The organism is Asanoa iriomotensis (assembly GCF_016862515.1).
In the GTDB taxonomy this organism is placed as follows: Bacteria; Actinomycetota; Actinomycetes; order Mycobacteriales; family Micromonosporaceae; genus Asanoa; species Asanoa iriomotensis.
Genome location: NZ_BONC01000007.1, coordinates 58,156 through 84,011 on the forward strand (window position 1 = coordinate 58,156; position 25,856 = coordinate 84,011).

The following is a 25,856-nucleotide window of genomic DNA, read 5'->3' on the forward strand; positions in this document are numbered from 1 at the left end:
GGGGAAGGTATAGGGGGATCGGCCGGTACACAGCAGACCGCGAAAAGGCCCGCTCATGACGCGGAGTGTCAGGAATTGAGCAGCGATTTCAGCGCGGCGACGAACTCGGCCCGGTCGGTGGCGCCCACCTTGACCCGGATGCGGGCGACATGGTGCTCCACGGTCTTCGGCGAGATGTAGAGCTGGGCCCCGATCTCCTTGTGCGTGCGACCGTCGAGCACGAGCCGGGCCACCTCGACCTCACGTTCGGACAGCCCGGCCGCGTTGGTCTCGCCGGCGCGCTCCTGCTCCACACCGGACAGTTCCCGGGCGGCCTCCAGCAGCCGGCGCGCGGCCGCCGGATCCGTGGTGCGGATCGCGGCGTGCCCCGCCAGCCGGGACGCCTCCCACGGCAGCTCGGCGGCGGCCAGCCCGTCGACCGCGGCCACCACGTCGTCGAGGTCGACGGTGCCGCTCGCCGAACGGGCCCACGCCGCGGCGGCGGCCGCCTGTGCGCGCTGTCTTCCCTGTGCCGGTGCCGCGGCGGCGATCGCGTCGGCGGCCGCCTTGACGGCGGTCGGGTCGTCGGCGGCGACCGCGAGCTGCAAACGGATCCAGGCCACGGTGACCGTCCAGGCGGGCGGGTGGCCGAGCCCCGCGACCGTCGCGTCGAGCGCGGCCAGCACCGGCGCGATCCGCTGCGGCCGGCGCAGCCGGGTGGCCGCGACCGCCAGCTCCTCGACCTGCTCGGCCTGCGACAGGTCGACGGCCTGGCGGGCCAGCACCGGCTCGACACTGGTCCACGCCTCGCGCAGCTTGGCGATGTCGCCCGACCGGCGGGCCAGCCCGGCCCGCAGCGCGGCAGCGAGCAGCACCTCGCGGCCCGGCAGTCCCGTGCCGAGCCGGCGCAGCTCCGTGACCGCCGTGTCATAGCGGCCGGCGCGCAGCCGCACCCAGGCGAGCAGCAGCCGGTGCCGCTGTGCGCCGACCGGCCCGCCGACGCCGCGGTCGAGGGCCCGGCCCAGCAGGTGCTCGGCGGTGGCGACATCGCCGGCGGCGACCGCGACGACCGCACCCCACGCGTGCGGGGTGTCGGGCGGGACCACCGCCGGCGGCGTGCGCTCGGCGGCTTCCGCGGCCTCGATCAGCAGGGGTACGGCCGCCGCCGGCTCACCACCCGCCGCCAACACCGCCTCCGCCAGCAAAAGGAACGGACCGTTGTTAACGGTTTCCGCATAGGAACGGTCCGTTGCAATCGCCCGGGCTTCTCCGAGGCGGCCCAGCGCGACCAGGGGCGGCACCGCGAGCAGCGGGCCCGGTGGTGCCGTCGCCGCCAGCACGTCGGCGGCGCGGGCCGGCCGGCCGTCGTGTGCCGCGACCGCGCCGGCCACCAGCGCGAGCCGATGCGCGGCGTCCGGGCCGGTAGGAGGCGCCGGATCGACCGGCAGACCGGCGAGGGCCGCCGCCTCGGCCCGGCCGGGGGCCACCAGGGCGGGGTCGGCTCCGGCGTCGACCGCGTCGGCGTACCACCCGATCGCCGCCGCCGGGTCCGTGAAGCGCAGGCGGTCGCCGGCGGCCCGGAACACGTCGGCGCCGCCGCGGATCCGGGCGGCCCGCAGCTGGGTCGCGGCGGCGACCGGGTCGGCGCCCGACTCGGCCAGCGCGGTGGCGACCCGGGCGTGCACGCGGCGGCGCTCGGCCGGCGCGAGGTCGTCGAGCAGCGCCGCGGCCACCGCCGGCACCAGCCGCTCGGCGTCGGGCATCAGGAAACCCAGGTCGCGCAGGGCACGCAGGGCGGCGGCCAGGGCGTCCGGCGGCTGGCCGGTCGCGGTGGCGAGCACGTCGTCGGCGAGGTCGAGCCCGAGGGCAAGAGTGCGGGCGACGTCGGCCACGCCCGCGGGCGAAGCGGCCAGCCGCCTTTGCACCCGCGGGAGGAGCCCCCCGCCGGCGACCAGCACCGCGATCGCCGGCCAACCCGCCGATGGGGCGTGCAGGTCGGCACGGCCGGTGAGCGTGGCGACCGCGGCGGCGTCGAGGGGCGCGAGCTGGACCACGCCGTCGCCCGCCGCGAGCTCGTCGAGCTCCGCCAGCACCGGCCGGTCGAGGGTCGGTCGGCGGCCGAGCAGCACCGGCACCGCGCGGCGGGCCACATCGGACACCGCCCGCAGCGTCGCGTCGTCGAGGCGGTGCGGATCGTCGACCACCACGGCCGGCGCGGTGTCGGGCACGGCCGGGCGGTCGGGCGTCACCCAGACCGCGCCGGGCGGGGCGAGCGCGCGCAGCCGGTGCGTCCGACCGGCTCCGTCCACACCCACCACCACCGCCACAACCGGTCAGCCTGCCATCACTCCAGCTCGGCGACCAGCCGCTTCGGCGCCACTGTCCGGTACGCGTCGATGGCCAGCTCGCGAATTTCCGCCCAGTCCGGCTCGCGGTCGAGCCGCACGCCGAGCCAGCCCCGATGCCCGACGTACGGCGGCCGGAAGAACGTCTCGGGATCCTCCGCGATCAGCTCGCCCTGCGCGCCCGACGGCGCCGCACACCACAGGTGCGGGAACCGGTTGTCGTGATGGCCCTCTACGTGCAGGGTCACGAACACGGTCTTCCCACGCACGAACCACGTCGGCGCCCCGTGGCTGAGCCGCTCGCTGGTCTCAGGCAGCGCCAGGCAGATCTCCCGCATCCGGGTCAGCAGGTCCATACCCTAGGTTTGCACGGACGCCTCGCCGGTGCGGCGCAGCTTGTGCCAGCGGAGCCGGCCGCCCGTCAGCGCGGTGACCAGCGACTGGATGAGCACGAGATACATGAGCTGGCGGTACGCGAACTGCTGCAACGGCAGCGTCCACAGTGGGGTCAGGCGCTCCTTGTCGAGCCGGAACGCCACCACGCCGGTGATCAGCTGCAGGCCGAGCATCGCGAGCCAGGCGAGCACGGTCTCCGTGCGGCCGGCGAACAGCAGCGCGTAGACGGCCAGCAGGTCGATCACCGGCGCGAGCAGCGGCAGCGCGATGCCGAACAGCGCGAGGAAGGGCAGGCCGCGGCGGCCGAACCGGCCCGACGGACCGTCGTCGACCAGGGCGCGGCGGTGCTTCCACATCGCCTGCATGGTGCCGTAGCTCCACCGGTAGCGCTGCCGCCAGAGCTGGCTGAGGGACGCGGGCGCCTCGGTCCAGGCGCGGGCGCGGCCCTCGTACACCACCTTCCAGCCGGCCCGGCCGAACGCGATCGTGACGTCGGTGTCCTCGGCGAGCGTGTCGTCGGACATCCCGCCGACGCCGAGCAGTGCGTCCTTGCGCCAGGCGCCGATCGCGCCCGGGACGGTGGGCATGCACCGCAGCGACTCGTAGAGCCGGCGGTCGAGGTTGAAGCCGATCACGTACTCGATGTGCTGCCAGCGGGCGACCAGGGTGGCCCGGTTGCCCACCTTGACGTTGCCGGCGACCGCGCCCACCTCGGGGTCGGCGAACGGCTGCACGAGCTGGCGCACCGAGTCGTGCTCGAAGACCGTGTCGCCGTCGACCATCACGATGATGTCGGAGCGGGCCGCGGCGACGCCGGTGTTCAGCGCGGAGGACTTGCCGCCGTTGGGCTTGCGGATCACCCGCACGTTGGGCAGGCCGAGCGACTCGGCGATGTCGGCCGTGTCGTCGGTCGAGCCGTCGTCGACGACGATCACCTCGATGCCGCCCGGGTGGTCACCGCCGGCCAGCGAGCGGACCGCGGCCTCGATCCCTTCCCGTTCGTTGTAGGCGGGCACGATCACCGAGACCGGCTTGGTCACCGGCGGGCCCCACGACCAGTCGCCGCGCCGCCGCCGGGCCTGCCGGCCGGATAGCACGAAGAGCAGCAGCGTGCGGGCCAGCGTCAGGACGCCGACGACAAGGAACAGCACGGCGAAGAAATCCAGCGACCAGTCGGCGATCCGGACCGCGATGGCCAGGGCCAGGCCGCGTTGCCGGTCGGCGACCCCCGCGGGTGGGTTGCGCAGCACGGTCGGCGCGGCGCCGGTCTCCGGGTCGGTCAGCGCGCGCCGCAGACCGTCGGTGACGGTGACGAAGCTGTAGCCACGGGCCTGCATCATCGGGATGAACCGATCGAGGGCCTGCACCGTCTGCGCGCGGTCGCCGCCCGAGTCGTGCAGCAGCACCACGGCGCCCTCGTCGCCGTCGGGGATCATGTTGGCGACGATCTGGTCGACGCCGGGCCGGGCCCAGTCCTGGCTGTCCTTGTCGTTGACGACCGTGACGTAGCCGAGCGCGCCGGCCTGGGTGATCAGCCGCCAGGCGGCGTCGTCGATGGCGTCGGCCTTCGACGAGTACGGGAAGCGCAACAGCGAGCTGCGCACGCCGGCGGCTTCGGCGAGGGCGAGCTGGGTCTGCGAGTACTCCATCCGGCGGCGCCACTGGGGCAGCGTCGCGACGTCCGGGTGGGTGAACGTGTGCACGCCCAGCTCATGGCCCTTGTGGACGAGCTCGCTGGCCAGCTCCGGGGAGCGGACCACCTGCGAGCCGATCACGAAGAACGTTCCCTTGGCGCCGTAGCGGTCGAGCGTGGCCAGCACCCGCGGTGTCCAGGTGGGGTCCGGGCCGTCGTCGAACGTGAGGGCGATGGTCTTCGCCGGGAGGCGGTAGGAGCGGGCTTCCTGTCCCGCCGGTGCGTTGATGATCGGCCCGCCGTCGATGATCTGATCCGGGACGATCGTGGTCTCGCCCGTCTCGCCCTGGTGGTCGGGGGTGAAGCGGGCGTTCGCGTACGCCTCGACGAGCAGCAGGCTGACGAAGACGAAGACCAGGACGGCGGCGACCACCCACTTGGGTCGCGGCACGACCCGCCGAGCGGGCCGTCGTGGCGGTTCCTGATCCGTGGGTACGGTGCGCGGCGGTCGCGGCGGTGGTGGTGCGTCCAGCACGACCGTGGACGGCTCGTCGAACCCGGCGAGGGCGCGCTGGGCGGGTGCCGGGCCGGTGATCTTCATGCCGGCCGGGACGCTCGCCCGGCCGCTGACGGGCTCGCCGGTCGGTGCGCTCATGCCGCGCCGGCGGCCGGTGTGGACGGATCAGGTGTCGGCGCCGGCACACCAGGCTCCGGGTCCGGGGTGGCGGTGCCGCCGCCGGTCGAGCCGCCGTCGCCACCGCCCGCCCCGGTGCCGCCAGTGTCGGTGCCACCGCCGTCGGAGGGTGCGCCGCTGCCGCCCGTCGCACCGCCACCGGTCTCGCCGCCTCCGGTGCCTCCGGTGCCTCCGGGGGGCTGGTCGGCCGACCCGCCGCCGCCGTTGCCGGGCTCGGGCCCGGCGGGCGGCTCGGTGGGTGGGTCGGTCGGCTGCGGGGTCGGTGTGCCCTCGGGCGGGCGCGTCGGCTCGCTGGTCACCGGAGGTGGCGAGACCGGTTGGGTGCCCTTGGTCGGGCTCGGCGTCGGCTTGGCCGTCACCGCGATGGCCGAGGTGCGCAGCACGCTGGTGCCGGCCCGCACCGGTGCCGGCGGTAGGGGGGCCACGAACGGCCCCGGGCTCGGCGGACGGAACGAAGTCCGCTCGGGCGTCTGAGTCGGCGCCTCGTCGGCCTGCAGGGCGCGGTCGGGGAACGGCATCAGCGCGTGCGGCAGAGCGGGGCCGCCGGCGATGCTCACACCGACCAGCGCGGTGTAGCCGAGGCAGACGGCGCCGATTCCGTACGCGACAAAGCGCACCAGCCGCCGGCGGCGGCCGGTCTCGTCGACGAACACGGGCGCCGCCGCCTCTTGCCCGAGCATTACTCCAGGCGAGTCGAGCGGCTCCGCGGCACTGACGATTACCTCGGTTTCGGGTTCGTGGTCGGGAGTCACGCCGGGAAGCGTAAGGAGCACTCTCCGCAATCCGGAGACGCAGATCACCCGGCGGGGTTCAACGGGCCAGCCGGGAAAAATGCCCGAACCGGCCGTCACCATCACAAGCTATCCACATGCGTGTCGCCGGCGACCCCGTGACCACCACCCTGACCAGCGTTGACGTCGACCACTCGAATCGGTGACGGCCGACCGCCGCGAAGCGTGTTGTCCGGTACGCGACACTTGCCGCTCTTGTTCGGCGATGCTCGCGTCGGGAATCCGACCATATTTTTGGACCACGTCACCCGTTGTGCGGGTGATCGCCGATCGTTAAGCTCTCATGTGCGCGCCCCTATCGCCCGCTTCCCCCGTGGCAGGCGATCGGGGCGCGCCCTTTCTTTCTTGGTGAAAGATCACCGAAGAAATTTCACGCCATGCGTGCAGTTGGCGACGTTCCGTAGCGCTCGGCCATCATCGCCTTGAGCCCCGCCGGAAATCGCTCCTTCGACCGCAGATGCGCCGCCAACAGCGCGCGCTGTGCACCCGCGTCACCGGCGAACGCCGCGACCGACTCGGCCGGGTGCGTGTTCGCGACCGCGAGGATCGCGCCGGCCGCGCCCACCGCGCCCGCCATCAGCAGCAGCGCGCTCGACCCGACGTAGACGGCGCGGTCCCAGACAGCCAACTCCTGCAGCAGGCGTTCGGCCGAACCGGTCGAGTCCTTCAGGCCCGCGATCGGCAGATCTGGCAGCGCGGCGACGGGAACCTCGCCGCCGGCCGTACCCGGGAAGTGGTAGGCCAGCACCGGCGCGGCGCCGGCGGCCTTCGCCGCGGCGTCGAAGTAGGCGGTGAGGTCGCCGGGGCGCCGTGGGGGAGCGACGAGCACCGCGTCGGCACCGGCGCCGACCGCGGCCGCGATGCGGGCCGCCGCCGCACCCCGCCACGCGCCGCTGGCGCCGGTCACCACGGGCACCGAGGCCGGCAGGGCGGTGCGGACCGCGGCGGTGAGGCCGGCCAACTCGGCGTCGGTGAGCGTGTCGGACTCGCCGGTGCTGCCACCCACGAGCACGGCTTGGACGCCCTCGCCGGCAAGTCGGGCCGCGTGTGCCGCGGTGGCGGGCGCGTCGACCGCGCCGTCGTCGTCGAACAGGGTCACCAGCGCCACCGCGACGCCGGTCCACAGGGGCTCGGTCACGAACCCCACGCTATATCCAGCGGGAGCCCAGCCACATGCGGTGTGACCAGTCCGCGTACGGCATGACGTCGCCGACGAAGACCTTGAAGAAATAGGCGAAACAGAGCACGAACAGCAGCAGGTACGCGCCCGCGACCACGCCGCCGATCAGCCGCCGGTCGGCCAGCTTGCGCGCGGTCTCGGGGCTCGGCGTGCCGGACGGTCTGGTCGCCGGGTACATGATCGCGCCGAGCACGTAGACCACCGCCAGCACCATGAACGGCAGTGCGGGCGCGGTGTAGAAGGAGAACATCGTGCGGCCGTTGTCGATCGCGTACCAGAACCACGGCGCCAGGCCGAAGAACACCATCAGCAGGATCGCGCCGGCCCGCCAGTCGCGCCGGGAGATGCCGAGCCAGACCAGCCCGGCCAGCGCCGGCAGGAACGACCACCACAGCACCGGCGTGCCGAGCAGCAGCACCTCGGAGGCGCAGGAGTCGGCGCCGCAGGTGCCGGTGTTGGACCAGTAGAACGCGACCGGGCGGCCGAGCAGCAGCCACTGCCAGGGCCACGACTGGTAGGTGTGCTTGGTGTCGAGGCCCTCGTGGAACTTGAAGGCCTCCTGGTGGTAGTGCAGGAGGTTGTGCAGCGCGCCGATGACCGGCGGCTCGGGCCGGCCGCTGTCGGCGAGCCAGTGCCGGTAGAACCCGTCGTCGGTGAGCAGCCATCCGCTCCAGCTCGCCACGTAGACGAGGAACGCGACCACCACGAACATGGCGATCCAGCCGAACTCGTCGAGGAACGTGTCGCGGACGGGGTGCCGGGTGCCGACGGTGCGGCGGGCGCCGTATTCCCACCAGAGGATGAGGACCACGAACGCCGGCAGGAAGAACAGCGCGCTCCACTTGACCGAGACGGCGCAGCCGAACAGCACCGCGGCCGCGAGCCGCCACCAGGGGAACGCGAAGCCCAGCCGGCCGGCGCGGCCCAGGCGGGTCGGGTCGAGGCCGTTCTCCATGGCCGTCAGCCAGCGGCGCCGGCGGCTGTCGCGGTCGGCGACCAGCGCGGCGAACGCGCCGAGGATGAACAGCAGCAGGAAGATGTCGAGGATGGCGGTGCGGGACAGGACGAGGTGGAAGCCGTCGAGCGCGAGCAGCAGGCCGGCGGCGGCGCCGAGCACCGTCGAGCCGAACATCCGGCGGGCCACCCGCACCATGATCAGCACGGAGACGGTGCCGGCGACCGCGGCGGAGAAGCGCCAGCCCAGCTCCGGAGCGGCGGTCCACAGGTGACCGGCGGCGCTGACGTTGCCGTCGGCGTCCTGGTAGCCGAACATCCACTCGCCGACGGCGATCAGCCACTTGCCGAGCGGCGGGTGGACCACGTACGAGGCGACGTTGTCCTTGTAGTTCCATTCGACGCCCTTGCTCAGCAGGCCGTAGGCGTCCTTGGCGTAGTAGGTCTCGTCGAAGATCTTGCCAGGCGGGTTGGACAGCCCGACGAACCGCACCAGCGTGGCGACCGCGACGACGACGCCGGTGACCGCCCACGACCACGGGTCGCGGCGGGCGTCGAACGGCAGCAGCCGGCGCCGGACGCTGTCGGGGACCGCCTCGGTGCGGGCGGGTATGCCGGAGGGCAGCTCCGGTGCCGCGGCCTCGTCGGGCCTGGCCTCGGGGCTCGCTACGCTCGTCGCCGCCAGGGTCACCCCGCGATCGTAGGCTGCCGGGACCGAATTGGGGGGTTCGGCAGGCAGGCTATGAGCGGACCGGTTGATTAGCAGGGGATGTGAAGTGTCCGAAGAGAGCCGGATCGGGCGATTGGTTCTGGTTGGTGCGCCGCTCGGCAACCCCGGTGACGCCTCCACGCGGATGCGCGACGCCCTGGCCGGGGCCGATGTGGTCGGCGCCGAGGACACCCGGCGGCTGACCCGGCTGGCGCGTGACCTCGGGATCACTGTGGGTGGTCGGATCGTCTCCTATTTCGAGGGCAACGAGGAGCGGCGTACGCCCGAACTCGTCGACGCCATGCGCGATGGCGCGCTGGTCGCCCTGGTCACCGACGGCGGCATGCCGAGCGTCTCCGACCCCGGCTACCGGCTGGTGCGCGCCGCGCTCGACGCCGGCCTGCCGGTCACCGCGGCGCCGGGCCCGAGCGCCGTGACCACCGCGCTGGCCCTCTCCGGCCTGCCCACCGACCGGTTCTGCTTCGAGGGCTTCCTGCCCCGCACGGGCGCCGCGCGGCGGTCCCGGCTCGCGGCCCTCGCCGCCGAGGAGCGCACGCTCGTCTTCTTCGAGGCGCCGCACCGGCTGGCCGCGATGCTCGCCGACCTGGCCGCGGCGTTCGGCGCCGACCGGCCGGCCGCGGTCTGCCGCGAGCTGACCAAGACCTACGAGGAGGTGGTCCGCCGGCCGCTGGGCGGGCTCGCCGGGTGGGCCGCCGACGGCGAGCCCAAGGGCGAGATCACGCTGGTGGTCGCCGGCGCGCCCCCGGTCGCGGCCGCCCGGCCGTCCGACGAGGCGTTGCGCGCCGAGGTCGCCGAGGCCGAGGCGGCGGGCAGCTCACGGCGCGACGCGATCGCCGCGGTGGCGGAGCGGCACGGTGTGCGCAGGCGCGAGGTCTACGCGATCGTGCATCAGTAGGTAGCGGCGAGGAAACCCACCGTGACCAGCAGCGGGGCGGCCAGGCCGCAGACCGCGGCGGTGCGCCGGGCACGCCGGTCCTCCAGGCGCAGCGCGCCGGTCGCGAAGACGATGCCGAGGCCACAGAGCAGCACCAGCATGATGCCGAGCAGCCAGCGCAGCGTGTTGACGGTCCGGTTGTCGAGGTAGGCGGCACCGCTGCCGGCGTTGACCATCTGCGCCCGCACCTGGGTGCCCGGGGCCGTCTGTGTGCCGGGCACGCCGAGCACGCGTACCAACTCGGTGGTGTAACGCCCGTCCTCGGCGGTGAACGACCCGCGGCAGCGCTGGGTGACGCCGGCGCCGACGCAGCCGGCCACCGTCGCCGTGCCGGTGTCGCCGCGACCGACCGCGAGCCAGATCGGCTCGGCGGTGACCCAGGCGAAGAACGTGCCGCTGAGCGCGAGCACGACCAGCATCGCGAGCGCGGCGCGGAGCTGGCGCGGCTTGCGCGGCCGGCGTGCCCGCGCGGCCGCGTGCCGGTTGGGCCGGGCGGCGGCGCGGCGCGCCCGGACGACCAGCCGGGCCGGCGACCAGGTCTCCCGGTCGACCTCCTCGGTCGCCCACAGGTCGTCGCCGACCGAGGTGCCCGGCGCGCGCGGCGCGGGCGGGGCCGCGTCGCGCAGGGTGTCGACCGCGAGGCCCACCGCTGGGCCGGCCGAGTCCCAGGGCCGGTCCGGCTCGTTGGCTGGTGCGGCGATGTCCGGCTCGCCGGCGGTCTCGGGTCGTTCGGGCGTCGCGCTCACAAATCTCATTGGACAACGCCTCACGTCACCCTTCGTGCAGGTAAAGGGCGTGTCGTAGGATAAATCCGGACAATGCCGGTCTGGGTGTGCGGGCTCGCTGGCCGCGCTCGTTCGCGGCTTACTACCCTTGCGGCCATGAGTCACGTTCTCGCCGCGGTCGCCTGGCCCTACGCCAACGGCCCGCGTCACATCGGCCATGTTTCCGGCTTCGGCGTCCCCGCCGACGTGTTCAGCCGTTACATGCGCATGGCCGGGCACGACGTGCTCATGGTGTCGGGCACCGACGAACACGGCACGCCGATCCAGGTGCAGGCCGACAGCGAGGGGCTGACCCCGCGCGAGCTGGCCGACCGCTACAACCGGGTGATCGTCGAGGACCTGCACGGGCTCGGTCTCTCTTACGACCTGTTCACCCGCACCACGACGGGCAACCACTACCAGGTCGTGCAGGACCTGTTCGACGGGCTCTACCGCAACGGCTACATCATCGCGAAGACCACGCTCGGCGCGATCTCGCCGTCGACCGGGCGCACGCTGCCCGACCGCTACATCGAGGGCACGTGCCCGATCTGCGGGTACGGCAGCGCGCGCGGCGACCAGTGCGACAACTGCGGCAACCAGCTCGACCCCGAGCAGCTGATCAACCCGCGGTCCCGGATCAACGGCGAGACGCCGGAGTTCGTGGAGACCGAGCACTTCTTCCTCGACCTGCCCGCGGTGGCCGAGGCGCTGGCCGCCTGGCTGGACACCCGCGAGGGCTGGCGCCCCAACGTGCTGCGGTTCTCCCGCAACCTGCTCGACGACCTGCAGCCCCGGGCGATCACCCGCGACCTGGAGTGGGGCGTGCCGATCCCGCTCGACGGCTGGCGCGACCGCTCCGACAAGCGGATCTACGTCTGGTTCGACGCGGTGATCGGCTACCTGTCCGCCTCGATCGAGTGGGCCCGCCGCTCCGGCGACCCGTCGGCCTGGAAGCGGTGGTGGTCGGCCGAGGGCGAGGGCAAGGACGCCGCCGCGTACTACTTCATGGGCAAGGACAACATCGTCTTCCACTCGGTGATCTGGCCCGCGATCCTGCTCGGCTACTCGGGCCAGGGCGCGCGCGGCGGCTCGCCGGGCGACCTGGGTGCGCTCAACCTGCCGACCGAGGTGGTATCCAGCGAGTTCCTGACCATGGAGGGGCGCAAGTTCTCGTCGTCCCGGCAGGTCGTCATCTACGTGCGGGACTTCCTCGAGCGGTACGACGCCGACGCGCTGCGCTACTTCATCGCGGTCGCGGGGCCGGAGAGCCAGGACACCGACTTCACCTGGTCCGAGTTCCTCCGCCGCAACAACGACGAGCTGGTGGCCGGCTGGGGCAACCTGGTCAACCGGTCCGTCTCGATGGCGGCGAAGAACTTCGGGGAGATCCCGGCCGCCGGGCCGTTGACCGACGCGGACGAGGCCCTGCTGGCCGTGGCCAGGACCGGCTTCCGCACGGTCGGCGAGCTGATCGGGAAGCACCGGCAGAAGCAGGCGATCGGCGAGGCGATGCGGGTGGTCGCCGAGGCCAACAAATACCTCTCCGAGCAGGCGCCGTGGAAGCTCAAGGACGCGGCCGACAAGCCGCGGATGGGCACGATCCTGCACGTGGCGCTGCAGGTCGTCAGCGACGCCAACACGCTGCTGACGCCGTTCCTGCCGCACTCCGCGCAGAAGGTGCACGAGCTGCTCGGCGGCACCGGCGTGCACGCCCCGATGCCGAACATCGAAGAGGTGTCGGACCTCGACGGCGGGCCGGCGTACCCGGTGCTGACCGGCGACTACACGGTCGGCGCGCGCTGGGAGTCGGTGCCGATCGAGGCCGGCCGCCCGCTGAAGGCACCGAAGCCGGTGTTCCGCAAGCTGGAGCCGTCGATCGTGGACGAGGAACTGGCCCGCCTCGGCAACTAGATCTCGTAGCGGTTGTCGATCACCTGGCGGTCGGTGACCTCGCCGAGCGGCGCCCAGGTCTCGTAGACGCCGCGCTCGTAGCACTGGGCGCCCAGCCGGGCCACCGACTCCGGGTCGGGGCGGCACAGCCGCAGCCGGAGCCAGCCGGACTCCTGCCGGAGCACCAGGCAGGGCGCGTCGCGCCAGCGGCCGTACTCGTTGCGCCGGGCGAGGGTGTCCACCGGGTAGCGGGCCGCCCGGGTCATCGCCAGCACCCGGAACTCGCCCGGCGGGTCGGCGACCGCGACGACCTCCTCACCGCGGTACGTGCCGACCAGGTGCACCGCCGACTGCTGCTCGCCGATCTGCACGTACTCCTGGTCGGGTGAGATGCCCGGCAGCTCGGAGAGCAGGTCACGCCAGCGCGGGCCGGCCATCCGCAGCCAGCCGCGCTGCTCCGGCTGGAACGAGTAGAGGATCGCCTCGTCGCCGTCGGCGGTGTAGGCGACCAGGGTCGCGTTCGCCGGCATCGGCAGCTCGGTGAAGTTGCTGGTGACGAACTCGGGGATGACGTGCCGGCCGCTCGGCGCGAAGCCGGTGCCGAGCACGGGTGCCCCCATCCGGTCGTGCGCCGGCATCGTGACCAGGCCCGGATAGCGGTCGTACGCGGGCACGTCGAAGTCGGACGGGTCGACGGCGCGCCAGCGCAGCGCGAACGCGATGTCCTCGCGGTCCCGGCCGTTGTCGGCCTCTGTGCGCAGCAGCTGCAGGTCAGCCGGGGTGCGCAGGTGTGCGACGTCGTACTCCCGGTAGCAGAACCCGTGCGGCAGGCGGCCCCGCAGGTAGGCCGCGACCTGGTTGGCCGAGAGGTGCTTGACCATCCGGGTGCCGCGCCGGATGTGCGCGCTGGACCGCACCCCGACCAGGATCGGGTCGCCGGCCGACGACGGGTTCTGGCTGCGGTTGTGCACCTCGCGCCAGCCGACCGCGCGGCTCAGCGGCAGCGTCAGCGGGTCGTCCGGCTCCTCGCGCCCGTCGTGGTGCGCTCGGTCCGCGTGGTGCGGGTCGGCCGGCCGGCCGTTGACCGCGGTCACCTCGGTGACGTGGGTGAACCGGTGGTACGGGTAGCGCGCACCCGGTCGCGGGTCGCGTTCGAAGCCGTCGTCCGGCTCGGCGCTGAACACCTCGTACGCGGCGCCCCGGGCGATCTCGACAGCCGGGTAGGTCGCGTCGCCGAGGGTGACGCGCAGATCGGTGGCGGAAGTCGTGCGTTCCTGGGGGGTGACCTGCACCCGGCAGACCTTAAGTGCGCCGCGTGAGCCAGCCATGAACAGTTCGTGAACTTCTCCGGCGCGGCGGTGCGCGATGCGTCACGCCGTCTATGTGTGATGCTGACCGGCGATGACCGAGCAACCGAACGAGACGCGCCAGCAGCGGGCCGCCCGCCGCGTCGGTGAGTTCCCGCCGCCGCCCCTCCCGCTGGCGGTGCCGGTGGCCGACAGCCACACGCATATCGATATTACGGTAAGCGAGGCGGGCGGCGGTGGCCGCGACGTGTTCGGGCCGGACCCGGTCTCCGGCGCGCTCGCCGCGGCGGCGAACGCGGGTGTCGACCGCGTCGTGCAGGTCGGCGTCGACGTCGCGTCGTCGCGCTGGGGCCTGGCCGTGGCCCGCGAGCACACCGCGGTGGTGGCGACCGTGGCGCTGCACCCCAACGAGGCGCCGCGCCTGCCCAACCTCGACGAGGCGCTGCGGATCATCGAGGGGCTGGCCGCGGACGATCGGGTGCGCGGCGTCGGCGAGACCGGTCTCGACACGTTCCGCACGGGCGAAGAGGGTCGGCCGGCACAGGAGGCCAGCTTCCGGGCGCACATCGCGATCGCGAAGCGCTACGGCAAGGCGCTGGTGATCCACGACCGGGACGCGCACGACGACGTGCTGCGGGTGCTCGACGAGGAGGGCGCACCGGACACGGTCGTGCTGCACTGCTTCTCGGGCGACGCCGCGTTCGCCACGGAGTGCGTGCGCCGCGGCTATCTGCTGTCGTTCGCCGGCACGGTGACCTTCGGCAGCGCCACCGACCTGCGCGCGGCCGCCGTGGTCACCCCGGCGGAGCAGATGCTGGTGGAGACCGACGCGCCCTACCTGACCCCGATGCCGTACCGGGGACGCCCGAACGCGTCCTACCTGATCCCGCTGACGGTGCGCGCGCTGGCGGAGGCCAAGGGCACCGACGTCGACGAGCTCTGCACGGCCATCTCGCGCGCGACGGAGCGCGCCTTCGGCCAGTGGTGACCGCTAGCGGTCCGAGAGCACGGAGAGCACGTTGCCGGCGGGGTCGGTGAACCAGGCGATGTCCGGACCCTCGCCGCGCACGATGCCCTTCTCGTCGTGCGGCATGCCCTCGTAGCGCTCGAACGTGATGCCCCGGCTGGCCAGGTCGTCGACGGCGGAGTTTATGTCGGCGACGGGGAAGTTGAGGATCGTGAACGTGGCCGGCTGGTGGTTGGGCTTCGGATAGACGAGCACCTCGGCACCGGCCCCGATGTCGATCAGGAGCATGCCGTTCTGCTCGGCGACGGGCAGGCCCAGCGTCTCGCCGTAGAACCGCTTCGCGGCCGGGATGTCATCGACGGAGAACCCGCTGAACGGCCGGGTTGGCTTGAACATACCCCCGATCGTCACACGCTCCGGGCCGGCTCGCAGGCCTTCCTCTAGGCTCGGCGCCGTGACCGAACTGCTGGGGCCCGCCGAGATCCGCGCGTTGGCGGGCCGGCTCGGGGTGGCGCCGACCAAGCGGCTCGGGCAGAACTTCGTGCACGACCCGAACACCGTGCGGCGGATCGTCGCGGCCGCCGAGTTGGCGCCCGGCGAGGTGGTCGTGGAGGTCGGGCCGGGGCTGGGCTCGCTGACCCTCGGGCTGCTCGCGGCGGGCGCCCAGGTGCACGCGGTCGAGATCGACCACGCGCTGGCCGGCGCGCTGGCCCAGACGGCGGCCGACCGTGGCGCGCCGGCCGGACAGCTCACCGTGCACGCGGCGGACGCGCTGCGGATCACCGCCGGCGAGCTGCGGCCCGCGCCGACCGCGCTGGTCGCCAACCTGCCCTACAACGTGGCGGTGCCGGTGGTGCTGCACCTGCTGGCCGAGCTGCCCACGCTCGAACACGGGCTGGTCATGGTGCAGAAGGAGGTCGCCGACCGGCTGACCGCCGGGCCCGGCAGCAAGGTGTACGGCGTGCCGTCGGTCAAGCTGGCCTGGTACGCCGCCGCCCGCCCCGCCGGCCGGGTGCCGCCGAGCGTGTTCTGGCCCGTGCCCAACGTCGACTCGGGCCTCGTCGCGTTCACCAGACGTGAGCCGCCGCGGGCCGACGTACCCCGCGCGGATGTTTTCCGGGTCGTCGACGCGGCCTTCGCGCAGCGCCGCAAGACCTTGCGAGCCGCGCTGGCCGGCTGGGCCGGCGGCGCCGAGCGGGCCGCGCGGGTGCTGGTAGGGGCGGGTGTCGATCCCGGCGCCCGGGGCGAGGCGCTGCCCGTGGACGCGTTCGCCGACATCGCGGCGGCGGCCAACGTGACCGCGACCGCCCCCGAGTAGGCTGACGCCGTGCTGAGCCGGGACATCATTCCGTGACCGAAGCGTGGGAGCCGGAGGAAGAGGAGCGCCCTCGACTGGGCGCGTCCGGTCCGGTGAAGGTCAAGGTCCCCGCCAAGATCAACTTGCATCTGGGCGTCGGTCCCGCGCGCCCGGACGGCTATCACGAGCTCAGCACCGTCTATCACGCGATCGCGCTGCACGACGAGCTGACCGCCCGGCGCGGTGACACGCTGACGCTGACCATGGAGGGTGTCGGCGCGGGCGAGCTGGCCCTCGACGACACCAACCTGGTGATCCGGGCGGCCCGCGCGCTCGCCCGGCACACCGGCGTCGCCGCGCACGCCCGGCTGCACCTGCGCAAGCAGATCCCGCTGGCGGCCGGCCTGGCCGGTGGCAGCGCCGACGCGGCCGCCGCGCTGGTCGCCTGCGACGCGCTGTGGGGCACCGGGATGACCCGCGACGACCTCGCCGCGATCGCCGCCGAGATCGGCTCCGACGTGCCGTTCCTGGTGTACGGCGGCACCGCGCTCGGCACCGGCCGCGGCGAGACCGTCAGCCCGGTGCTGGCCCGCCCGACCACCTGGCACTGGGTGGTCGCGGTCGCCGACGGCGGCCTGGCCACCCCGGCGGTCTACGCGGAGCTCGACCGGCTCCGCGCGCTGCGCGCCGCACCGCCGGCCCTCGGCAGCACCGACGACCTGCTCGCGGCCCTGCGCCAGCGCGACCCGGAGGTGCTCGCCGGCGCCCTCGGCAACGACCTCCAGGCCGCCGCCCTCTCGCTGCGCCCGCAGCTCGCCGACGTGCTCAAGGCCGGCCGCGCCGCGGGCGCCCTGGCCGGCATCGTCTCGGGCTCGGGGCCGACCTGCGTCTTCCTGGCCTACGACGCGTCCGAGGCCAACATGATCGCCAGCGCCCTGGAGTCGGCAGGTGTCTGCCGCGAGGCCCGCACCGCGACTGGGCCGGTAGCCGGCGCCCGAGTGGTCTAGGACCTATGGCCAACATCGTCAACCTGGACCGCGTGTCCAAGGGCTACGGCGCGGCCGGGCCGCTGCTCACCGGCGTGTCCGCCGGGATCGACGACACCGACCGGATCGGCGTGGTGGGTCTCAACGGCGCAGGGAAGTCGACCTTGCTGCGGTTGATCACCAAGCAGGAGGAGCCGGACGAGGGTCGCGTGACGCTGCGCCGCGACCTGCGGGTGGCCGCGCTGCCGCAGTCGCTGTCGTTCGCGCCCGAGGTCACCGTGCGGGACGTGGTGATCGGCACCGCCTGGCTGGCCGAGGACATGGGCGCCGAGCACGAGTGGGCCGGCGACGCCGGGGTCCGCGCGATCCTCGACGGCCTCGGCATGCCGCACCTCGGCCTCGAAGCGCCGGTCGGCCCGATGTCCGGCGGCGAACGGCGCCGGGTCGCGCTGGCCGCGCTGCTGGTGCGCCCGGCCGACCTGCTCGTGCTCGACGAGCCCACCAACCACCTCGACGTGGCCGGCGTCGACTGGCTGGCCCGGCACCTGCTCGGCCGCAAGGGCGCGCTCGTCGTGGTCACCCACGACCGGTGGTTCCTCGACGCGGTCTGCACGAGCACGTGGGAGGTCGCGGACCGGACCATCCGGGCGTACGAGGGCGGCTTCGCCGCATGGACGCTGGCCCGGGCGGAGCGGGAGCGGATCGCGGCGGCCACCGAGGCCCGGCGGCAGAACCTGCTCCGCAAGGAGATCGCCTGGCTGCGCCGCGGCCCGCCGGCCCGCACCTCGAAGCCGCGGTTCCGGATCGACGCGGCCAACGCCTTGATCGCCGACGTGCCGCCGCCGCGCGACACGCTTTCCCTGCAACGCCTGGCCACCGCGCGCCTCGGCAAGCAGGTGTACGACCTGGAGAACGTCTTCCTGACCGCCGGCGAGAAGCCGATCCTGGACGACCTGACCTGGCAGGTCGGCCCGGGCGACCGGGTCGCGATCCTGGGCGCGAACGGCGCCGGCAAGACCACGCTGCTGCGCCTGCTGGCCGGCCGGTCCACGCCGCACGCCGGGCGGTTCACGGTCGGCGCGACGGTCAAGCCCGCCTTCCTCTCGCAGGAGCTCGCCGAGCTGCCGGGCGACCTGCGGGTGCTGGAGGCGGTCGAGGAGGTGGCCCGCCGGGTCAACCTGGGCGGGCGGGAGCTGTCCGCGGCCCAGCTCGCCGAGGTGTTCGGCTTCGTCGACCGGCCCTCGGGCGGCGGCACCCGCACGTCGAGCCTGTGGACGCCGGTCAGCGACCTGTCCGGCGGCGAGCGGCGCCGGCTGCAGATGCTGCGGCTGCTCGCCGGCGAGCCCAACGTGCTGCTGCTCGACGAGCCGACCAACGACCTGGACACCGACACGCTGGCCTCGCTCGAGGACCTGCTGGACTCGTGGCCCGGCACGTTGATCGTGGCCTCGCACGACCGCTACCTGGTCGAACGGGTCACCGACGCGGTCTACGGCATGTTCGGCGACGGCCGGATGGTGCATTTGCCCGGCGGCGTCGACGAATACCTCTCCCGGGCCACCGGCAAGCCCGCGCCGGCCCCGGCTCCGGCCGCCGAGCCGACCGCTGCACCGGCCGCCGAGCGCGCCGGGATGTCGGCCGCCGAGGTCCGCGCCGCGCGCAAGGACCTGACCCGGCTGGAGCGGGCGGTCGGCCGGCTCGAGGAGCGCGAGGCGGCGCTGCACGACGCGCTGGCCACCAACGCCACCGACTACGCGAAGGTCGCCGAGCTCGACGGACAGCTCCGCGAGGTGCGCGCCGAGCGCGAGCGCGTCGAGGAGGAATGGCTCGCGCTGGCCGAGCAGGTGGACGCTTCGTAACCCCGCGTGTCCGCGTCCCAGGCGGCTGGGCCACAATCTCTTCCGACCGACGACATCGGCGCTGGAGGCAGACGAGCATGCACAACCCCATCAACCACCCCGCGCGCGCGACCTACCGGGTGCTGGCCGGGCTGATCGGGCTCTACCTCGTGGTCTTCGGCGGCATCGGCGCGGCCGTCACGGGCGGCGACGGCCTGTTCGCGCAGGTCGGCGGCAGCGTGCTCGGCCAGGGCACCAACCTCGCCAACTCGCTGCTGAGCATCGTGCTCGGTGCCGTGGTGCTGATCGGGACCGCGCTCGGCCGCAACATCGACGCCGCGGTCAACCGGGTCTTCTCGTACGTGCTGATGGCGATCGGGCTGGCCACGCTGGCCACGATCCGCACTGACGCCAACTACCTCAGCCACACGCTGGCGACCAGCATCGTGATCATGATCCTGGGCCTGGGCCTGCTGCTCGCGGGCATGTACGGCCGGGTCGGCACCGACGAGGAGCACGACGCCTGGCAGCGGGCGCGTCTGGAGTTCTGAGCCCGGCGGTGCCCGGCTAGCCCCACAATTGGGGCATGGCGCACTTTCCGCTCAACCACCCGCTCCGGCCCCTTTACCGGACGCTGGCCGGGCTCACGGGCACGTACATCCTGATCTTCGGTTGCGTGGGTTTGACCAAGACGGTGGGCCAGACGCTGTTCGCGCGGGAGAGCACCTGGACGCTGGGCCTGCGCACCAACCTGGCGTTCGCCATCATCTCGGTGATCTGGGGCCTGATCGTGGTCGTCGCCAACCTGATCGGCGGCAACGTCGGCCACTACACCAACCTCGCCGGCGCCGCGGTCTTCATGGTCACCGGCATCTACATGGTCGCCTTCATGCAGACGCCGGCGAACTTCCTCAACTTCTCGGTCTCGACCGCGATCGTGTCCCTGATCTTCGGCGTGGTCCTGCTGCTGGCCGGCATGTACGACAAGACCGGCAGCCCCGAGTCCCAGCGCGCCGAACAGGTCTACAAGAGCACCTCGATCCCAAGGGGCGCACCGAGGCGTTAACGGTCGCGGACCATGCCTCTGAGCCGCCTGGACCGACGGTCGGCGGAGATCAAAGTCAAGAGCGGTCGCGGACCACAAGCGCAGGTTTCGAGTCGAGGTGGGACAGGCCGTTCCAGGCCAGGTTGACCAGATGGCTGGCGACCACGTCCTTGCGCGGCTTGCGCACCTCGAGCCACCAGCGGCCGGTCAGCGCGACCATGCCCACCAGCGCCTGCGAGTAGAGCTCGGCCAGCTTCGGGTCGTACCCCCGCGTCTTGAACTCGGCACCCAGGATGTGCTCGGCCTGGTGCGCCAGGTCGTTGAGCACGCTGCTGAAGTTGCCGGTCGAGGACATCACCGGTGACTCGCGGACGAGCACCCGGAACCCGTCGGTCTCCTGCTCGATGTAGTCGAGCAGCGCCAGCGCGGCCTGCTCCAGCAGCTCACGCGGATGCCCCGCGGTGAGCGCGTTGTTGATCCGGTCGAGCAGGCTGCGCACCTCGCGGTCCACAACGACCGCGTAGAGCCCCTCCTTGCCACCGAAGTGCTCGTACACCACGGGCTTGGAGACCTTCGCCCGGGCCGCCACCTCCTCGATCGAGGTGGCGTCGAAGCCACGCTCGGCGAAGAGCTGGCGGCCGATGGCGATGAGTTGCTCACGTCGTTGCGCCGCGGACATCCGGACTCGAGACCGGCCACCCCCGGGGCTGGTCGGGTCGGCTACCACGCGTGCATCCTGCCAGCCGACCGGCGCGGGCCGCTGACCCGCACCGGGACGGTCATCAGATCAGGCGTTCGTCTTGACGAGCTTGGCGGCGATCCGCTCGGGCTTCGGCCAGCGGACGTCGGACGCCCAGCCGAACTTCTCGAACAGCCAGATCGTCCGCGCCGAGATGTCGACCTGGCCCTTGAGCACGCCGTGTCGGGCGCAGGTCGGGTCGGCGTGGTGCAGGTTGTGCCAGCTCTCGCCGAAGGACAGGATCGCCAGCGGCCAGAAGTTGGCGGCCTTGTCGCCCTGGCGCACCTCGAACGGCCGCTCGCCGTAGACGTGGCAGACCGAGTTGATCGACCAGGTGACGTGGTGCAGCACCGCGATGCGGACCAGGCCGGCCCAGAAGAACGCGGTCAGCGCGCCCTGCCACGACCAGGTGACCAGGCCGCCGACCACCGCCGGCGCGAGCACCGAGATGACCACGAGCAGCGGGAAGAGCTTGTCGACGCGGCGGATGTCCTTGTCGGCGAGCAGGTCCGGCGTGAACCGCGTCCGGTTGGCCAGCTCGCGGGAGAACATCCAGCCCACGTGTGCGAAGAACAGGCCCTTGGTCAGCCCCCAGACGCCACCCCCGAAGCGCCACGGGGAGTGCGGGTCGCCCTCCACGTCGGAGAACGCGTGGTGCCGCCGGTGGTCGGCGACCCACTGGATCACATTGCCCTCGATCGCGAACGAGCCCGCCACCGCGAGGGTCACCCGCAGCCAGCGCTTCGCCTTGAACGAGCCGTGCGTGAAGTAGCGGTGGAAGCCCACCGTGATGCCGAGGCCCGACATGACGTACAGGACCAGCGCGATGGACGCGTCGGTCCACGACAACCAGCCGCCGACGGCAGCCACCGGGATGGCGGCCAACACCGCGAGGAACGGCACGACGACGAAGAACCAGAGCGCCACGAGTACGAAGAACGGCTGCTTGCCCTCGGTGAGCGGCTTGGGCCCGGATGGTGCTGTCGTCTGGTCGGGAGTCGCGGTGATGGTGGTCATGGCACCTCGCAGGGGGTGGGGGTGATCAAAAAGTTACGCCTACGTCACCGTAACTTACGGACCCGTAGTTAGCACCTGGGAGCGCCTAGAATTTAGGTTGGGCTAACTCGACCGGGGGAACGGTCACCGTGTGTCCGAAGGACGCGACAAGCTAGGCTTACGCGGCCTAGTGGGACGTGGGGTAACGGCAGCCCGCCGGACTTTGAATCCGGAAGGTCCTGGTTCGAATCCAGGCGTCCCAGCGCAATCGAATCGGAGACCGTCCGACGGGAGCCCCCTCGTGACCGAAGCCCGCACTGTCGTCATCCTCGCCGCGGGTGAGGGAAAGCGGATGAAGTCGGCACTGTCGAAGATGCTCCATCCGCTGTTGGGCCGCACCCTGCTCGACCACGTGCTCACCGCGGCCACGCCGGTCGGCGCCGATCGCACGCTGGTCGTCGTCGGGCACGCCGCCGACCAGGTCGAGGCACACCTCGCCGAGGTCGCGCCCGGCGCCACCCCGGTGCTGCAGGCCGAGCAGCACGGCACCGGCCACGCGGTGCGGATCGCCCTCGACGCGGTGCCCGACGCGACCGGCACGGTGGTGGTGCTCAACGGCGACGTCCCGCTGCTGCGCGGCGAGACCGTCACGGCCCTGGTCGAGGCGCACGAGACCGCCGGCACCGCCGCGACCGTGCTCGCCGCCGAGGTGGCCGACCCGACCGGCCTCGGCCGGATCGTCCGCGACCAGTCCGGCGGGCTCGAGCGGATCGTCGAGCAGCGCGACGCGTCGCCCGCGGAGCGCGCGATCCGCGAGGTCAACGCCGGCATCTACGCGTTCGACGCCCGCCTGCTGCGCGCCGCGCTGGCGAAGCTGACCACCGACAACGACCAGGGCGAGGAATACCTGACCGACGTCTTCGGGCTGCTGGCCGCGGCCGGCGAGCGCGTCGCGGTGCACGTCGCCGCCGACGCCGAGGAGACGCTCGGCTGCAACGACCGGGTCGAGCTGGCCGGGCTGCGGGTGCGGCTGCGGGACCGGATCAACCGTGAGCTGATGCGCTCCGGCGTCACGATCCTCGACCCGGCGACGACCTGGATCGACGTGACCGCCACGGTCGAGCGGGACGCCGTGATCGACCAGAACACCCAGCTCCGCGGCGCGACCCGGGTCGGCCCGGGCGCCACCGTCGGCCCCGACACCACGCTGATCGACACGGTCGTCGAGGCCGGCGCCACGGTGCTGCGGGCGCACGCCGTCTCCAGCGAGATCGGCCCGGGCGCGAGCGTCGGGCCGTACGCGTACCTGCGCCCCGGCACCAAGCTCGGCGCGAAGTCCAAGATCGGCACGTTCGTCGAGGCCAAGAACTCCGAGATCGGCGCCGGCTCCAAGGTGCCGCACCTGTCCTACGTCGGGGACGCGACGATCGGCGAGCACAGCAACATCGGCGCGGCGTCGGTGTTCGTCAACTACGACGGCGTCAAGAAGCACCGCACGGTCATCGGCAACCACGCCCGCACCGGCTCCGACAACATGTTCGTCGCGCCGGTCGAGGTCGGCGATGGCGCCTACACGGGTGCTGGCACGGTGGTCCGCCGCGACGTTCCACCGGGCGCGTTGTCCGTTTCCGGCGGGCCCCAGCGGATCTTCGAGGGATGGGTCGAATCCCGACGTCCGGGCACAGCCGCGGCAGAAGCCGCCCGCGCGGCACGTGACCAACTGCACGAGACCGAAGAGGCTCATGCCGACGCCGACGCTCCGGGTGATACTTCAAGCGAGTAAACACCCGCCTAACTCACGGAGCGCCTCACCCATGGGCAGCATCGTCGCCGAAAACCGCAAGAGCCTGATGCTCTTCTCCGGCCGGGGGTTCCCCGAGCTGGTCACCGAGATCGGCGAGGTGCTCGGCGTGGCGCCGACCCCGACCGACGCGTTCGAGTTCGCCAACGGCGAGATCTTCGTCCGCTACCGCGAGTCCGTCCGGGGTTCCGACGCGTTCGTCGTGCAGTCCGCCGGCGAGGGCGTCAACAAGTGGGTGATGGAGACCCTGATCATGGTCGACGCGCTCAAGCGCGGCTCGGCCAAGCGGATCACCGTCGTGCTGCCCTTCTACCCGTACGCCCGGCAGGACAAGAAGCACCGCGGCCGTGAGCCGATCTCGGCGCGGCTGGTCGCCGACCTGCTCAAGCAGGCGGGCGCCAACCGGATTCTCACCGTCGACCTGCACACCGCGCAGATCCAGGGCTTCTTCGACGGGCCGGTCGACCACCTGTTCGCGATGGACACGCTGGCCGGCTACGTCGAGCGCAAGTACGCGGGCCGCCCGATGACCGTGGTCGCACCGGACTCCGGCCGGGTGCGGGTCGCCGAGCGGTGGACCGACCGGCTGGGCGGCTGCCCGCTGGCGTTCATCCACAAGACCCGCGACCCGCTCAAGCCCAACCAGGTGGTCGCCAACCGGGTGGTCGGCGACGTCGAGGGCCGGGTCTGCCTGATCGTGGACGACATGATCGACACCGGCAGCACGATCTGCAAGGCGGCCGAGATCCTGCACGACAGCGGCGCGGCCGACGTCGTAGTCGCGGCGACCCACGCCCTGCTCTCCGACCCGGCCACCGAGCGGCTCAAGAACAGCCGGATCAGCGAGCTCGTGGTCACCAACACGCTGCCGCTGCCGCCGGAGAAGCGCCTCGACAAGATCACCTCGCTGTCGATCGCTCCGCTGCTGGCCCGGGCGATCCGCGAGGTCTTCGACGACGGGTCCGTAACCACCCTGTTCGGCGGGCTTAGCTAGCACAGTGGCGGGTTGAGCTTTGGCTCAACCCGCCTTTCGGCGGGTTGAGCTAATTCGGTCGCACCCGGCGGTAAGGTGCCCCGTCGGCTCGGGTAGAGTATTGAGGTTGCCACGGCGAGGGTGACCCAGCTGGTTCTCTACGCAGCTACGGGCGCCGTCATCGACGCGGTGTCCGGGCCAGCCCCGCGCGCCTCCTTCGCCCGGCACCGCCGCCGATTTGCACGCAGCCCAGACCAAGATCCAGGAGTTCTCCCGTGTCCGAGGTAAAGATCGCCGCCGAGCCCCGCACCGAGTTCGGCAAGGGTGGTGCCCGCCGCACACGCCGGGCCGGCCTGGTGCCCGCCGTGCTCTACGGCCACGGCGAGAAGCCCAAGCACATCGCGCTCCCCGCGCGCGAGTTCGCCGCCGCGATCCGCCACGGTGGCGCCAACCAGCTCTTCGCGATCGAGATCAGCGACGGCACCCAGGCCCTGGCCCTGCCGAAGGCGATCCAGCGCGACCCGGTCAAGGACACCTTCGAGCACATCGACCTGCTGCTCGTCCGCCGTGGCGAGAAGGTCACCGTCGCCGTCCCGGTGCAGCTGCTCGGCGACGCGGCGCCCGGCACGCTGGTCGTGCACGAGAGCGACACGCTGTCGGTCAGCGCCGACGCGACCCGCCTGCCCGACCACTTCGAGGTCTCGATCGAGGGCCTCGAGGCCGGCTCGAAGATCACCGCGGCCGACGTCCCGCTGCCGGACGGCACCGAGCTGGAAGCCGACCCCGAGACCACCATCGCCGTGATCAGCGTCGCGCCGAGCGCCGAGGCGCTCGAGGGCGAGACCGCCGAGGGTGAGGCGGCCGAGGGCGAGGCGGCCGAGGGCGCGGTCGCCGAGGGCGCGAGCGAAGAGCAGCCCGCCGCCGCTCAGTAACAAATCTTGGTCTGCGCGCGCGAGACCCCTTCCGGCACACCGGGAGGGGTCTTTCGCTAACGAGTTGTGCGCGTCGGGAGAATGAAGAGCGTGGAAGCGACAGCCCCATTTCTGGTGGTGGGTCTTGGCAACCCCGGCAAGGAGTACGCCAAGAACCGGCACAACGTGGGCTTCATGGTCGCCGACCTGATCGCCGACCGGATCGGCGCGAAGTTCGGCCGGCACCGCCGCGCGGTCGCCGACGTCGCCGAGGGGCGGCTCGGCTTCGGTGGGCCCCGGCTCGTCCTGGTCAAGCCGCTGACCTACATGAACCTCTCCGGTGGCCCGGCCGTCGCCCTGGCCCAGTTCTACAAGGTGCCGCCGGAGCAGATCATCGCGGTGCACGACGAGCTCGACATTCCCTACGGGCAGGTCCGGGCCAAGGTCGGCGGCGGCGAGGGCGGCCACAACGGGTTGCGCTCGATGTCGAAGTCCCTGGGCACCAAGGACTACGCCCGCGTCCGGTTCGGCATCGGCCGTCCGCCGGGCCGGCAGGACCCCGCCGACTACGTGCTCAGCGACTTCTCCGCGACCGAGCGCAAGGAGCTCGAGTTCCTGGTCGACCGGGCGGCGGACGTCGCCGAGGCCGTCGCGGGCCGGGGCATCGAATGGGCACAGAACGCCTATAACGGATCCTGATCAA

23 protein-coding genes and 1 tRNA gene are annotated in these 25,856 nt (G+C 72.6%); 13 read left to right on the plus strand and 11 right to left on the minus strand.

Annotation, left to right across the window (positions count from 1 at the left end; all coding sequences use genetic code 11):
* Positions 1–68: 68 nt before the first annotated feature.
* The 6 genes from Air01nite_RS07525 to Air01nite_RS07550 form a co-directional block, all read right to left on the minus strand.
* Positions 69–2,288, minus strand: a complete 2,220-nt coding sequence (locus Air01nite_RS07525; RefSeq protein ID WP_239090559.1) for a helix-turn-helix transcriptional regulator — start codon at positions 2,286–2,288, stop codon at positions 69–71.
* Positions 2,289–2,323: 35 nt separating this feature from the next.
* Positions 2,324–2,680, minus strand: coding sequence for an MmcQ/YjbR family DNA-binding protein (locus Air01nite_RS07530; RefSeq protein ID WP_203701225.1), 357 nt, complete (start codon positions 2,678–2,680; stop codon positions 2,324–2,326).
* Between the two features lie 3 nt (positions 2,681–2,683).
* On the minus strand, positions 2,684–5,008 hold the full coding sequence (locus tag Air01nite_RS07535) for a bifunctional polysaccharide deacetylase/glycosyltransferase family 2 protein (protein WP_239090560.1): 2,325 nt from the start codon (positions 5,006–5,008) through the stop codon (positions 2,684–2,686).
* The gene (locus tag Air01nite_RS07540; protein ID WP_203701226.1) at positions 5,005–5,799 is read right to left on the minus strand and encodes a hypothetical protein; all 795 of its coding nucleotides are present in this window, start codon (positions 5,797–5,799) and stop codon (positions 5,005–5,007) included. The genes Air01nite_RS07535 and Air01nite_RS07540 overlap by 4 nt, the downstream gene beginning before the upstream one ends.
* A gap of 409 nt (positions 5,800–6,208) precedes the next feature.
* Complete coding sequence (locus Air01nite_RS07545; RefSeq protein WP_203701227.1) at positions 6,209–6,976, minus strand: dihydrodipicolinate synthase family protein; 768 nt, start codon at positions 6,974–6,976, stop codon at positions 6,209–6,211.
* A gap of 10 nt (positions 6,977–6,986) precedes the next feature.
* Positions 6,987–8,663 carry a dolichyl-phosphate-mannose--protein mannosyltransferase gene (locus tag Air01nite_RS07550; protein ID WP_373310339.1) on the minus strand — a complete coding sequence of 559 codons (1,677 nt, stop codon included), beginning with the start codon at positions 8,661–8,663 and terminating at the stop codon, positions 6,987–6,989.
* Between the two features lie 85 nt (positions 8,664–8,748).
* Between Air01nite_RS07550 and rsmI the strand changes: the two genes are divergently transcribed.
* Complete coding sequence (rsmI, locus tag Air01nite_RS07555; protein WP_203701228.1) at positions 8,749–9,597, plus strand: 16S rRNA (cytidine(1402)-2'-O)-methyltransferase; 849 nt, start codon at positions 8,749–8,751, stop codon at positions 9,595–9,597.
* Here rsmI and Air01nite_RS07560 read toward each other — a convergent pair.
* A complete protein-coding gene (locus Air01nite_RS07560) occupies positions 9,591–10,382 on the minus strand; it encodes a hypothetical protein (RefSeq protein WP_203701229.1) in 792 nt (263 codons plus the stop codon). The two genes, rsmI and Air01nite_RS07560, sit on opposite strands and share 7 nt — an antisense overlap.
* Before the next feature lie 135 nt (positions 10,383–10,517).
* Between Air01nite_RS07560 and metG the strand changes: the two genes are divergently transcribed.
* Positions 10,518–12,314, plus strand: coding sequence for a methionine--tRNA ligase (gene metG, locus Air01nite_RS07565; RefSeq protein WP_203701230.1), 1,797 nt, complete (start codon positions 10,518–10,520; stop codon positions 12,312–12,314).
* Here the strand turns inward: metG and Air01nite_RS07570 are convergent.
* Positions 12,311–13,585, minus strand: a complete 1,275-nt coding sequence (locus tag Air01nite_RS07570) for a hypothetical protein (RefSeq protein ID WP_239090561.1) — start codon at positions 13,583–13,585, stop codon at positions 12,311–12,313. The two genes, metG and Air01nite_RS07570, sit on opposite strands and share 4 nt — an antisense overlap.
* Before the next feature lie 109 nt (positions 13,586–13,694).
* Here Air01nite_RS07570 and Air01nite_RS07575 point away from each other — a divergent pair, with 109 nt between their 5' ends.
* The gene (locus Air01nite_RS07575; protein WP_203701231.1) at positions 13,695–14,588 is read left to right on the plus strand and encodes a TatD family hydrolase; all 894 of its coding nucleotides are present in this window, start codon (positions 13,695–13,697) and stop codon (positions 14,586–14,588) included.
* Between the two features lie 3 nt (positions 14,589–14,591).
* On the opposite strand, the gene Air01nite_RS07580 is transcribed toward Air01nite_RS07575, so the two are convergent.
* Complete coding sequence (locus Air01nite_RS07580; RefSeq protein ID WP_203701232.1) at positions 14,592–14,963, minus strand: VOC family protein; 372 nt, start codon at positions 14,961–14,963, stop codon at positions 14,592–14,594.
* A gap of 58 nt (positions 14,964–15,021) precedes the next feature.
* On the opposite strand from Air01nite_RS07580, the gene rsmA reads away from it, so the two are divergent.
* From rsmA to Air01nite_RS07605, 5 genes are all read left to right on the plus strand, one after another.
* The gene (rsmA, locus tag Air01nite_RS07585) at positions 15,022–15,885 is read left to right on the plus strand and encodes a 16S rRNA (adenine(1518)-N(6)/adenine(1519)-N(6))-dimethyltransferase RsmA (RefSeq protein WP_203701233.1); all 864 of its coding nucleotides are present in this window, start codon (positions 15,022–15,024) and stop codon (positions 15,883–15,885) included.
* Between the two features lie 32 nt (positions 15,886–15,917).
* Entirely contained in the window at positions 15,918–16,871 is a 954-nt protein-coding gene (locus Air01nite_RS07590) for a 4-(cytidine 5'-diphospho)-2-C-methyl-D-erythritol kinase (RefSeq protein WP_203701234.1), read from the plus strand.
* A 5-nt stretch (positions 16,872–16,876) separates the two neighbouring features.
* Entirely contained in the window at positions 16,877–18,709 is a 1,833-nt protein-coding gene (locus tag Air01nite_RS07595) for an ABC-F family ATP-binding cassette domain-containing protein (protein WP_203701235.1), read from the plus strand.
* 77 nt (positions 18,710–18,786) lie between these two features.
* Entirely contained in the window at positions 18,787–19,239 is a 453-nt protein-coding gene (locus tag Air01nite_RS07600) for a DUF4383 domain-containing protein (RefSeq protein WP_203701236.1), read from the plus strand.
* 35 nt (positions 19,240–19,274) lie between these two features.
* Positions 19,275–19,754 (plus strand): DUF4383 domain-containing protein, encoded by a 480-nt coding sequence (locus tag Air01nite_RS07605; RefSeq protein WP_203701237.1) that lies wholly within the window; start codon positions 19,275–19,277, stop codon positions 19,752–19,754.
* Positions 19,755–19,809: 55 nt separating this feature from the next.
* Here Air01nite_RS07605 and Air01nite_RS07610 read toward each other — a convergent pair whose 3' ends face one another.
* Both Air01nite_RS07610 and Air01nite_RS07615 read right to left on the minus strand, forming a co-directional pair.
* The gene (locus Air01nite_RS07610; protein WP_203701238.1) at positions 19,810–20,412 is read right to left on the minus strand and encodes a TetR/AcrR family transcriptional regulator; all 603 of its coding nucleotides are present in this window, start codon (positions 20,410–20,412) and stop codon (positions 19,810–19,812) included.
* Positions 20,413–20,520: 108 nt separating this feature from the next.
* Entirely contained in the window at positions 20,521–21,489 is a 969-nt protein-coding gene (locus Air01nite_RS07615) for an acyl-CoA desaturase (RefSeq protein ID WP_203701239.1), read from the minus strand.
* Between the two features lie 170 nt (positions 21,490–21,659).
* Here Air01nite_RS07615 and Air01nite_RS07620 point away from each other — a divergent pair.
* The 5 genes from Air01nite_RS07620 to pth all read left to right on the plus strand — a co-directional run bounded on the left by Air01nite_RS07620 (position 21,660) and on the right by pth (position 25,852).
* A tRNA-Gln gene (locus Air01nite_RS07620) sits at positions 21,660–21,731 on the plus strand.
* 38 nt (positions 21,732–21,769) lie between these two features.
* The gene (gene glmU / locus Air01nite_RS07625) at positions 21,770–23,251 is read left to right on the plus strand and encodes a bifunctional UDP-N-acetylglucosamine diphosphorylase/glucosamine-1-phosphate N-acetyltransferase GlmU (protein WP_275408185.1); all 1,482 of its coding nucleotides are present in this window, start codon (positions 21,770–21,772) and stop codon (positions 23,249–23,251) included.
* A gap of 31 nt (positions 23,252–23,282) precedes the next feature.
* Positions 23,283–24,263 (plus strand): ribose-phosphate diphosphokinase, encoded by a 981-nt coding sequence (locus tag Air01nite_RS07630; protein ID WP_203701240.1) that lies wholly within the window; start codon positions 23,283–23,285, stop codon positions 24,261–24,263.
* 254 nt (positions 24,264–24,517) lie between these two features.
* Positions 24,518–25,174: a 50S ribosomal protein L25/general stress protein Ctc gene (locus tag Air01nite_RS07635; RefSeq protein ID WP_203701241.1), complete on the plus strand. Its 657-nt coding sequence runs from the start codon at positions 24,518–24,520 to the stop codon at positions 25,172–25,174.
* A gap of 90 nt (positions 25,175–25,264) precedes the next feature.
* Positions 25,265–25,852: an aminoacyl-tRNA hydrolase gene (gene pth, locus Air01nite_RS07640; protein ID WP_373310340.1), complete on the plus strand. Its 588-nt coding sequence runs from the start codon at positions 25,265–25,267 to the stop codon at positions 25,850–25,852.
* Positions 25,853–25,856: the final 4 nt, after the last annotated feature.